At 39.3% G+C, this 11,347-nt stretch carries 9 protein-coding genes; 6 read left to right on the top strand and 3 right to left on the bottom strand.

Annotated elements, in window-relative coordinates:
- Positions 1–75 precede the first annotated feature (75 nt).
- Entirely contained in the window at positions 76–1,512 is a 1,437-nt protein-coding gene (locus BUR11_RS07105; protein WP_074224096.1) for a M20 family peptidase, read from the bottom strand.
- Between the two features lie 165 nt (positions 1,513–1,677).
- Here BUR11_RS07105 and BUR11_RS07100 point away from each other — a divergent pair, with 165 nt between their 5' ends.
- Both BUR11_RS07100 and BUR11_RS07095 read left to right on the top strand, forming a co-directional pair.
- A complete protein-coding gene (locus BUR11_RS07100) occupies positions 1,678–2,508 on the top strand; it encodes a LytR/AlgR family response regulator transcription factor (protein ID WP_074224095.1) in 831 nt (276 codons plus the stop codon).
- A gap of 96 nt (positions 2,509–2,604) precedes the next feature.
- Positions 2,605–3,270: a ubiquinol cytochrome C oxidoreductase gene (locus BUR11_RS07095; RefSeq protein ID WP_074224094.1), complete on the top strand. Its 666-nt coding sequence runs from the start codon at positions 2,605–2,607 to the stop codon at positions 3,268–3,270.
- A 69-nt stretch (positions 3,271–3,339) separates the two neighbouring features.
- On the opposite strand, the gene BUR11_RS07090 is transcribed toward BUR11_RS07095, so the two are convergent.
- Positions 3,340–4,185, bottom strand: coding sequence for an SDR family oxidoreductase (locus tag BUR11_RS07090; RefSeq protein ID WP_074224092.1), 846 nt, complete (start codon positions 4,183–4,185; stop codon positions 3,340–3,342).
- A 179-nt stretch (positions 4,186–4,364) separates the two neighbouring features.
- On the opposite strand from BUR11_RS07090, the gene BUR11_RS07085 reads away from it, so the two are divergent.
- The 3 genes from BUR11_RS07085 (at position 4,365) to BUR11_RS07075 (ending at position 7,378) form a co-directional block, all read left to right on the top strand.
- Positions 4,365–5,063, top strand: a complete 699-nt coding sequence (locus BUR11_RS07085) for a DUF4369 domain-containing protein (RefSeq protein WP_074224090.1) — start codon at positions 4,365–4,367, stop codon at positions 5,061–5,063.
- Positions 5,064–5,129: 66 nt separating this feature from the next.
- Positions 5,130–6,647: a sensor histidine kinase gene (locus BUR11_RS07080; RefSeq protein ID WP_159439211.1), complete on the top strand. Its 1,518-nt coding sequence runs from the start codon at positions 5,130–5,132 to the stop codon at positions 6,645–6,647.
- On the top strand, positions 6,647–7,378 hold the full coding sequence (locus BUR11_RS07075; RefSeq protein ID WP_074224088.1) for a LytR/AlgR family response regulator transcription factor: 732 nt from the start codon (positions 6,647–6,649) through the stop codon (positions 7,376–7,378). Before BUR11_RS07080 ends, BUR11_RS07075 begins: the two co-directional genes overlap by 1 nt.
- A gap of 131 nt (positions 7,379–7,509) precedes the next feature.
- Here BUR11_RS07075 and BUR11_RS07070 read toward each other — a convergent pair whose 3' ends face one another.
- A complete protein-coding gene (locus tag BUR11_RS07070) occupies positions 7,510–9,573 on the bottom strand; it encodes a glutamine--tRNA ligase/YqeY domain fusion protein (RefSeq protein ID WP_074224086.1) in 2,064 nt (687 codons plus the stop codon).
- 328 nt (positions 9,574–9,901) lie between these two features.
- On the opposite strand from BUR11_RS07070, the gene BUR11_RS07065 reads away from it, so the two are divergent.
- Positions 9,902–11,347, top strand: coding sequence for a M24 family metallopeptidase (locus BUR11_RS07065; RefSeq protein ID WP_074224085.1), 1,446 nt, complete (start codon positions 9,902–9,904; stop codon positions 11,345–11,347).

Raw genomic sequence — 11,347 nt, 5'->3', positions numbered from 1 at the left:
CATTTCTGGAAAGTTTGACCTTCCGAATGATTCCAATCTGATTAAATCGTATTCCTTCTTGCCAGTTGTTTAGAATCAACCGAACTTCTTCATCAGCTGGTAAGTAAACTGAACAATTTCTTTGTAATTCTCTTTGGAGATTTTCTCATCAATTCCATGAAATCTTTTCATTCCATCCGGAGAAATGCGAATAGGGTAGAATCTATAAACTCCTTCAGAAATTCCATAAAAATAACGGGCATCGGTACCTCCGCCAATTAATCCCGGAACAACTACTGTTTCAGGAAATACCGAACGGATAGTGGCTTCCAAGAACTTATAGGCCTCCGAATCAATGCTGGAAGAAGGAGAGGGGTTGGTCAAAAAACCTACAGGCTCCACCCGCACTTTATCGCTTACGATAGATTCAATATGAGCTTGAACAGATTCAATGGTCTCTCCAGGTAATATCCTAAAATTAATAGTCGCCTCAGCCACAGTAGGTATCACGTTATTTTTTACTCCTCCATCAATGATGGTTGGTGCTGTCGTAGTGTGGGAATTAAGTCCTCGCAAAATAGGTCCTTGCAATAACCAAGGATTGGCAAAAGCAAGCTTTTGCATGAAGGGCAATTCTGGACCTAAATAGTCTAATTGGTATTGAACCGGTTCCACCATTCGATAAGGCAATTGGTTATTTTCCAAATCCACAATAGACTGGGCCAACATACCGATGGTGTTTTCTCGAGGAGGAGCAGAGCTGTGTCCTCCAGTCGTTTCCACAATCAACCGAAAAGAAGCGAACCCTTTTTCTGCCACATTGATCATGGATATGGGCTGATCCACACCGGGAACCATTCCTTCGGTAATCATTCCTCCTTCATCCAACGTAAATGCAGCTGATATTCCTTGTTGTTCAAAGTATTCAGCAATTTTTGCGGCACCTTTTCCACCTCCTACTTCCTCATCATGACCGAATGCAAAATAGATCGTCTGGGAAGGCTTAAAACCTTCCTTGATAAGCATTTCTGCACTTTCCAATAAAGCAATCAAAGAAGATTTATCATCTAAGGTACCTCGACCAATAATATGATCAGTAGTAATTCTTCCTTCAAATGGGGGTGCTTCCCACATTTCCATAGTTGGTACGTCTACTGGAACCACATCCTGATGAGACATCAGAATAATTGGTTTTTTGGTAGCGTCTGAACCTTCCCATTTATACAACAGACTGTATTGATTGATTTTGGTCAGATCCATGGTTCCATGAACTTGAGGAAAGGTTTCTGCTAAATAAGCGTGAAAACCATTGAATGCAGCAGAATCAGGAATGGCATCTTCGCTGAAAGAAATGGTTTGAAATTGGATGGCCCCGGAAAGATGATCAAAAACATCCTCAGAAATGGCTACTTCTTGAATAGGCTGAGGTTCTACTTGTTTAGAACTTAAACGAAAGGTGTTAAAGAGAAGAATAGCAATTACAATAATGGCCAAAACAAATACGGCCAAAAACAGCTTTTTTACAATTTTCATAGATGGTGGGTTGCTTGTAAAGTTGATGGTTTATGGAATATAGGGATAAGCCTTAGAAAATCGCACGATAGCCAAGGGAAATCAGTATCTATTGAAAATACTGTTTCTCAACTATTTAAATACTATTCGATCAAAATTTGATATTTTCATGGGAATAGTAATTCTATGACATCCTTTTTGAACGAGCAGTTTTTCCAATTGAGTAAGCGTGAAAAGTTTTACGCCATTCTAGTCACAAGCCTATTTTTCAGCTTGTTTATGCTGTTTTTTCAACCCTTCGGCGTTAATAACTATGACCCTAAGGAGGAGATAACTCCACTTTTTACAATCACCATGTTCGGCCTGGGAATATTGGTTTGTATCATATTGTTAATAAACGAGTTTGTGCTTTTCCCTTTAATTTTTAAAAATGAAGTTTATAAATGGCACATCCTTCTTTGGTTACTCTGGACAAATGTGTATACAGCTACCTTTATTTTTTTAGCCTACAACTATTTAGGAAGTTGGCATGACTTCCATTGGAAAAGCTGGTTTGACTTTATTGGAAACTTCACCACTGTTAGCATCATCCCTTTAGTAGCCATTTATTTCTATGCAAAAATTCAGCAGGTCCAACATCGCTCAGAGACTTCCATCGATCATGAAAAAGAGGGAATAAAAATCATTCAAATTCCTTCAGAAAGCCAAAGTGAGATTAAGTCATTCGCTTTGGAAAGCCTACTTTATCTGGAGCCCGAAGACAATTATGTGGCAATACATTATTTACATCAGGAAAAAGAAGAGAAAACATTGGTAAGAACTACATTGAAAAAAATTGAAGACCTAAACCTTCATCCTGCATTGGTTCGATGTCATCGTTCCTATACCATTAATCTTTTCCATTTAGCAAACTATGAAGGGAATAATCAGCAAGGGATGATCAAGTTGGACCATGTTGCAAAGTCGATTCCAGTATCTCGATCCTATGCTTCCAACTTATTGTTACAATTAAAATAAGTCATTGAACCCAAATACCAGAATTTCACCCCAAAGGTGTCAAATACTGTAACGAGGAAGGATTTTTTCCGGTCCAAGAGAAAAAACATATCTCTTATGAAAAATCTACCAGCATTTCGAACACCTAACATTTGGACGAATGTCCTGTCTCTGTTTATTTCTCTCACGTTCATGATCGTGTGGCTTCCTTTTATCAGATCACTATTTGATGGAACATCCTATGCCTGGGGGACAAATTATTTCGGTCTAACGATACATGGGGCAGGAGTCACTCCTTCCTTCATTTTCCTCATTTTCCAAATGAGTTTATATGCCACTGTCATTTTTGGACTTTATCGAATGAAAAACAGAAAACTATATGGAGGCTTGCTGGGTATTTGGTGGCTGAATGTATTTGGCAACTTACTATTCGACATCCTAAAAAATGGGGACACCATGTTTCATGGAGACACCCTGAATGTTCATGTCTCCATCAGTACCCTTGTTTTGCCTCTTGCCTCCATCGCGCTTTTATTGATAATTATGGTACTTGGGACAGAAAAAGAAGAATCATTTATTCCATGGACTCAAAAAAACAGGACCTTGCTTTATTTGTTTTTAGGAATGTTACCCATCCTATTTTTATTGCTTTCCACAGGCACACCTAGCGGTACCAGCGACCAAATAGGCGTATTATTGGCTATCATGCAATGTTTTTACATCCCATATATTTTTAAGCCATATGGATATAAAAATGTTCTTGAAACCTCTTTTATAAAATAAGCTTATCAATTAGCATCGTGGTTCTGAATAAACAAGAATCACGATGCGTTTGAATTGATTTTCATGAAATCATTTTCCTATCCCTAACTTCCTTTTGAAAGTCCTTATTTTTTTCAACGGATGATTTCTAATAAATCTTCGTAGCAACCATGGTGAAAAGCGATTCAGCCAAAGCGTAAAACCTTCAGCACCTCCCACATAAAATTCCTCCTTGCCTTGTTGAATAGCGCCAATCATTTTCTTGACTGCCTTTTCTACTGGATAGGCATTTTTAAAAGCCATTTCCACTTTTCCATAATTTTCTCCTTGCCCTAATACAGCATGAGCTGTGATTTCTGTCTGAATAATTCCAGGGATAATCAACGTAATTCCAATACCAGAATCCACTAACTCACTTCTAAATGATTCATAAAAACCATGCAAAGCATGTTTGGGAGCAGCATATGCAGCTAATTTAGGAACGCCATATTTCCCGGATAAACTACTGATTACCACCATCTGTCCCTTGCCTTGTTTTTTAAATTGGGGTAATAATAATTTGCTTAAGGTGATAGGACCTAAATAATTGATATTCATTAGTTTTTGATCAATTTCCAAAGCAGTATTTCTTACAAAATCCCGGACTGCTATACCAGCATTGTTCACAAGAATATCCACACGTCCAAAATAGGACAGGGCCTTTTGAACCTTTTCTGGAAGTTCAGGTAGTTTTTCTAAATCAAGAGGAAGGACTTTTGCCGAACCAGGATTTCTAGGCAGTTGGGCATTGACTCTCTTCAACTTCCCTACATTTCTAGCTGAAATAATCAATTGAGCCCCCAGCTTTGAAAATTGATAACACATCTCTTCCCCAATCCCGGATGATGCTCCGGTAATCCAAATTACTTTTCCCTGAAAATGTGAATTCGATTTCATCCCTTAGATTAATTCACCACAAATTACTGATGTTCAGTTAAATATAAGCAAACCCTAAGATCTAGCCCCATTTCATTACCAAACCTAATGCGTATGTCCGAATATACATCCATACCTCAGTAATCTACATTCATTAATACATGGGCCGATGAGATCAGCCAGATTTGAAGAAAAAAAAGATGAATACTTTCAAATTATTGTTGGCAACAGTCCTACTTCTATTATTCGGAGCTATTAGTTATGGACAATCTGGATTTCAGGTGAAAGGTAAGGTTCAGGGCCTTCAAGCAGATTCATTGTCAGTGCTGCATTTTGATACACCTTCTGCACCAAGATTTGAAAAAATCCCTGCCTTTAACGGTGATTTTCAATTCTCTGGAAAAGCTGAGTTCCCCTATTTTGTTCAGATAATTTACCTGACTGAAGATGGTACGAATAGAAAGCTGACTGAATTTATGCTGGAGAATTCTAACCTCTTGATTGCAGGAGAAACAGCTCATTTTGATAGCATACGGGTAATCGGTTCCTCATCCAATACCATTCTGAAATCCTACCTGGAAGAGGACAAAGCGCTCCTGAAGCATTGGGATGATTTAAAAGAGATCTATGACCGATCGAAGGAATCTGGAGACCTTTCTACCACTGGAATAATTGCTAAAAAATTAAACCAGATAACCCAAGTAGACCGGAAAGCCCTTTTAAAAGAGTATGTAAAAAGGCATAAGGAGCAAATGGTTGCCGCCTTACTCCCGAATTTTTGCCTACTCGTTGATCAATTGACTCCTGAAGATTATTTAGATCTATATGCTTCCCTTTCAATTCCTATCCAGCAATCCATCTACGGGCAGGAATTATTACTCAAATCCAAATTAAAATAAAAACCATATTTTCACAGAAGTGCAGGTTCCAAGAAGCTGTCTATGTGGATAACACACGATCCAAAAATGAAAAAATTACTCTTTAGCATCTATTTATTACTACATGCTTTCAGCTTGCAAGCACAAGTACACTTTGTAGAAAAAGGAAAACTTAAAGTAGGAATCCGGGTTTACAAGGATCAAATAAACTATCCAATTGATAGCCTATGTGATGGCTTTGAGCCTGAAACCAACTTACCCATCAATTTGATTATTCCTGATGGTAGTTCACTCGGCATCAATACAGATTCTATCCAATCCACCGACATCGCTTTAGTCGTCAATAACAAACTTCAGTACATCAATAGACCAGAAGTAAAAATGAATGGGTTCAGCATGAGTTCTTCTCCCGGATCCGAGCAGAGCTATGTATTTATTGATGAACAAGTAGGAGATACGCTGGCCATCACATGGAAAGTCGAATATTCCTCTTTGGAACTATCTGATCTTTATCCTGGGGAATACTTTAGCAACTTTGTCGCCTATCAGTTTCAAAACATCTTTTCATCGTATCCCGATTCTTCCCAATACAATTGGTCAGATGTAGAGTATGTGGATGAACTGAATGAGAGGGGATTGCCCGTTAATCCATCATTCCCCTACAAGGATAATGGACTTTACTTTGTGGTAGATCAATTAACTGAAGATGCAAAGGTTCAACTAATTGGTTTTCATGAAAGTCTACAGGGATATGACCCGGAAAATCCATTTGCCCTTTTTCTATATGAAGATCTTTCTCCAGGTGATTATATCTTTTATGTCCAACCATTTGAAGGTGCTTCTGAAGAATTATCACTTAGATATCCATTCACAATCCTAAAGCCATGGTGGCTGGAGACTCCAACCCTGATCGGTGCTTCAGTCCTAGTAGTAATCTTGATAGGAGGTATTTTATTCATTGCATATAGAAACAAACAAGAGAAACAAAAACAGCAACTCGAATGGGCTAAGCAATTGACAGAAGCAGAATTAAAAGCAATCCGAGCACAACTGAATCCTCATTTTTTGTTTAATGCTTTGAGTTCCATTCAAAACTTAGTGAGTCAGCAAAAGAATGAAGCTGCGAATACTTACATCACAAAATTGTCCAGGCTCTTACGGGAAGTCTTATCTGCTTCGAACAGCCAGTTTCATGAATTGGAACAGGAATTAAACCTTACTCAACTCTACCTGGAACTGGAGCAACTTCGCTTCTCATTTACAAGTCGAATCCAAATTTCTGAACGGGTATCACTCCATCAATTGGTTCCTGTGATGCTTCTTCAACCCTATGTAGAAAATGCAGTAAAACATGGAGTTGCAGGAATGGGTAAAAATGGAGTTATTCAAATTGATATTCAGCAACAAGATCATTTGCTACTTATAGATATTTTGGATAATGGATCAGGCTTATCAAAACCAACTACTGCTTCTTCAGGATTGCATTTGAGTGAGGAAAGAATCCGAAATTTAAATAATTTATATGCGGGTGAGGCATCTGTCGAAATCAAAAACAGAGAAGACGGGGTTGGAGTCCAAGTTCGAATAAAACTACCTCTGGAATAATGAAATACCATGCATTATTGATCGATGATGAGGAAGGCAATCGTGAATTACTAACACGATTGCTGGAACAGCATTGTCCAGGAATAGGGTTTATAGATCAAGCAGCTTCTGCAACAGAAGCCTTGGATAAAATCCAGTTAACGAAACCAGACGTGGTGTTCTTAGATATTGAAATGCCGGGGGGAAGTGGGTTTGATTTTCTCAATGAAGCAGGAGGTATTGACTTTAAAATCATCTTTGTTACTGCTTATGATTCCTATGCCCTAAGAGCCATCAAGTACAGTGCATTGGATTATTTGCTGAAACCAGTTGACCCGAAGGAATTGATCCATGCAGTAGAGAAGTTGGAGGAACAAATAGGGCAACAAGAAAAAATTGACTTGTTATCCTATAACTTAAGTCATGACCAAGATCGGAGAATTGCACTAGCTACTCAGGATGAAGTCATTTTTGCCAGGGTGAGTGACATTATCCGTTTACAAGCAGAGGCAAACTATACCAAAGTTTTCATGGAAAATGAACCCCCGGTATTACTTTCTGGGAATCTGGGGCATTTTGAAAAGTTATTGAAAGACCAACGTTTTTACCGTACGCACCAATCACACTTGGTCAATATGAAACATGTTCGAAAATATGTAAAGACTGAAGGCGGGTATTTTTTGATGGATGATGGGAGCCAGGTACCCATTGCCCGGATGAAACGGGATGAATTGAAAAGACTTTTTACTTAAATCCCACATTTAGAAGAATTGATATTCAAAAAATATTTCGCCGGAAAAGGGTATTTATTCAACAGCTTTTCAATAAAAATGCTCGCTGAAAAAAATCAGCGAGCATTTTCTAATGGAGTATTGTAAACTGATTACTGATTGCTTCCATTGTCTACAGCCTTAGCTTCCTCTACCAATTGCTCATTTCCATCTGCAAGCCCAGCAGCAATAAAGGCATCAATCTCCTTATTTCTTTCTTGACCTTTGTGTAACAGAACGCCTAATGTAATCATCGCTCCGATGCGGGTTCCCACTTTTTTTGCGGCAGTTCCAAACAAAGGCTCCAATTCTTCATAAGTTACCTGCTCAGCAAGTTTAGCGATATCTGCTCTGGCAGCAGCCAGTTTATCGCCAGAGAGATTGGTGTATTTTTTCGCTATTTTCTGAATTTCATTAATAGCCGAACGTTGACCTTGTGCTTGACCGGCATTGGGATTAGCTTGTTTGGCCGGTTGAGTTGATTGAGGTGCCGGAGTAGCATTTTGCTTGGCCCAAGAATCTCTCAAACCCACTGTTTTATTAAATACCAATTGCTCTGCTTTACTGTCTTTATCAAGTGTAAAGTAGCCCAAACGTTGGAATTGGAACTTATCACTTAAGCTGGCATCTTTCAAGTACGGTTCCAAATATGCTTCTTTGATTACGTTTAAGGAGTTAGGGTTGACAAACTCCATAAAATTCTTGTCTTCATGACTATCTGGAGCTTCATCCAAAAACAAACGATCGTATTCACGAACTTCTGCTTTAATGGCATGTTGAATCGAAACCCAATGCAAGGTTCCTTTTACTTTTCTGGTACTCGCTTCGGTACCACTTCCAGATCGAGAATCCAAATCAGCAGTACAGTGGATTTCCGTAATATTTCCGGCAGCATCTTTTACCACAGACTCGCCTTTAATGATGTACGCACTTTTTAGACGAACCTCATTTCCCAATGTTAAACGGAAATACTTACTTCCGGCATTTTCCTTAAAATCTTCGCGTTCTATATACAGTTCTCTTGAAAAAGGAACTTCATGAGTACCAGAATTTGGATCTTCTGGATTGTTTTCTGCCTGGAGCATTTCTGTTTGCCCTTCAGGATAGTTAGTAATAACCAGTTTTACTGGATCCAACACCGCCATCACACGTGTAGCCGTTTTATTTAGATGTTCCCGGATGCAATATTCCAATAAAGAAACATCGGTTACAGAATCACGCTTTGATATACCAGATAGTTCACTGAAATGTCTGATGGATTCTGGGGTATAGCCCCTTCTTCTCAATCCAGAAATGGTAGGCATACGAGGATCATCCCATCCAGAAACCGTTTTGGTCTGAACCAGTTCGAGCAATTTCCTCTTGCTCATTACCGTGTAACTCAAGTTTCTTCTGGCAAATTCCCGTTGCTTTGGTCTTAACTTTTTCGGATCTACAATTTGATCTAAAAACCAATCGTATAATTCCCGGTGCATTTTAAACTCCAGGGTACATAAAGAATGCGAAATCTGTTCTATGTAATCAGATTCTCCATGAGTCCAATCATACATCGGGTAGATACACCAATCAGATCCGGTCCTATGGTGCGCTTTTTTCACAATTCTGTACAAGATCGGATCCCGCATGAGCATATTAGGAGAAGCCATATCAATTTTTGCACGGAGCACATAACTACCCTGCTCAAATTCTCCGGCTTTCATCCGTTCGAACATGGCTAGGTTTTCTTCCACCGAATTGTCTCGATAAGGACCTGCCACTCCAGGCGTTGTTGGTGTGCCCTTTTGCTCAGCCATGGCTTCCGCAGATTGACCATCAACATAGGCTTTTCCTTCTTTGATTAATTGGACAGCCCAATCATATAATTGCTGAAAATAATCCGAAGAATAGCATTCTGTTGCCCATTTGAAGCCCAACCATTGAATATCGTACTTAATGGCATCCACGTATTCCTGCTCTTCTTTGGCAGGATTGGTATCGTCAAAACGAAGATTTACAGGTGCATTATGCAGTTCACCGAGCCCAAAATTCAGGCAAATGGAGGCAGCATGACCAATATGTAAATAACCATTTGGCTCAGGAGGGAAACGAAAACGAAGCTTCTCCTTTGGAAAGCCAGCAGCTAAATCGTCTTCAATGAGTTGTTCTAGAAAATTGAGTGATGCGGATTCTTCAGTCATAGATCGAAATTGAATTTCAAAATTAAGTCAATTGGATGTATTTGCAACTGAAATCTGAAAGAAGTGAGCTGTAAATAGAGATCAGTTGGGAGTGTTTTGCCTTCAGGGAAGTAAGAAGTCGGGAATAAGGAATCTTAAAATAATTTGGTTAGTGTTCAGCCTCCGTATCCAGTAAATCAGAATTCTTAAATCATACATCCTAAATTCTACCTCTTGCCAATGAGCTTACATTCGAATACTTCTTCATTCAATAGCGTGAACGAACTAAGCCTATCTCAGAATTGAAATGATAGATTCTTACTATATTCCTATTTAAACCACCAACCTTATGAAAAAATTTCAAGCCATTCTACTTTTACTTTTTTCTATTTCATTCTCCACATATCCCCAAGATGATCCACATTTTCAAACTGAATTCTCCAAAGGGGAATTTGCAAAAAGAAGAAATACGGTGTATGAGAAGATTGGAAACAATGCGATAGCAGTTATTCAGGGAGCCAGCGGAATTCCAGGCTTCAGCGTCTTTCGACAATCCAATACCTTTTTTTACCTCACAGGAGTGGAAACTGCACGATCTTATTTACTACTCAATGGAAGAAGTAAAAGAGCTATTCTGTACCTCCCTCATAGAGATGAGGGAATGGAAAGAAGTCAGGGAAAAGTCCTTTCTGCCGAAGATGCTGAATTAGTAAAGGAACTCACAGGGATAGACCAAGTAAAAGGAATCGAATTTTTAGCTGCAGATCTGGTAGGTGCAGGCCTAATCAAACCTCCGGGCCCCATTCTATTTACGGAGTTTAGTCCGGCAGAAACAGGAAATGACAGTAGAGATGAGATCCTATTCGGGCAGGCAAGAAATGCTTCCGATCCTTGGGATGGTGCACCTACCCGAGAAGCAAGATTTATTTCCAAACTTAAAGACCGATATCCTCAATATGAAATCCAGGATCTGACACCGATTTTGGATGAGATGCGATTAATTAAAAGTGAAGAGGAAATTGCGGTCATCAAAAAAGCGACTCATATCGCAGGCTTGGCCATCATAGAAGCCATGAAATCCACTAATCCAGGCGTTTATGAATACCAGTTGGACGCAGCTGCTAAGTATATTTTTTACCTCTATGGCTCACAAGGAGATGGTTATCCTTCCATCATAGGAGGAGGAACCAATGCCTATATGGGACACTATTTCCATAAAACTGATCAATTGAAAGATGGGGATTTGGTTTTAATGGACTATGCTCCGGATTATGAATTTTATACCAGTGATGTCACCAGAATCTGGCCTGTGAATGGAACGTTCGATGAGGAGCAAAAAGAACTATATAATTTCATTGTAGCCTATCGGGATGCCTTATTCCGATACATCAAGCCTGGTGTAACGGCTGATGAGGTATTGGATCATGCTGCATCTGATATGAAAGCCTATTTAGAGGATAAGACCTTTGTCAAGGAAAGTCATTTGAAAGCGGTACAAGAAGGGTTGAAATTCAGGGGGCATTTCCAGCATCCGGTGGGGATGGCAGTACATGATGTCGGCAGGGTACGAGTGAGACCGCTGGAAGCCGGAATGGTATTCACTATAGATCCCATGATCTGGTTACATGAAGAGCGTTTATATATACGCATTGAAGATGTGGCCCTGGTAACCGAAGATGGCGTAGAAAACCTGAGTAGTTTCGTCCCATCCAAATGGGAAGATGTGGAGTACACCATCCGAGAAAAAGGATTGATAGAATTCAGGCCTGAAATCGATCTTTCTACATTAAAATAG

This window comes from Algoriphagus halophilus (assembly GCF_900129785.1).
Lineage (GTDB): Bacteria > Bacteroidota > Bacteroidia > Cytophagales > Cyclobacteriaceae > Algoriphagus > Algoriphagus halophilus.
The sequence above is the reverse complement of the archived record's forward strand: the minus strand, read 5'-3'. Positions and strand labels throughout refer to the sequence as shown.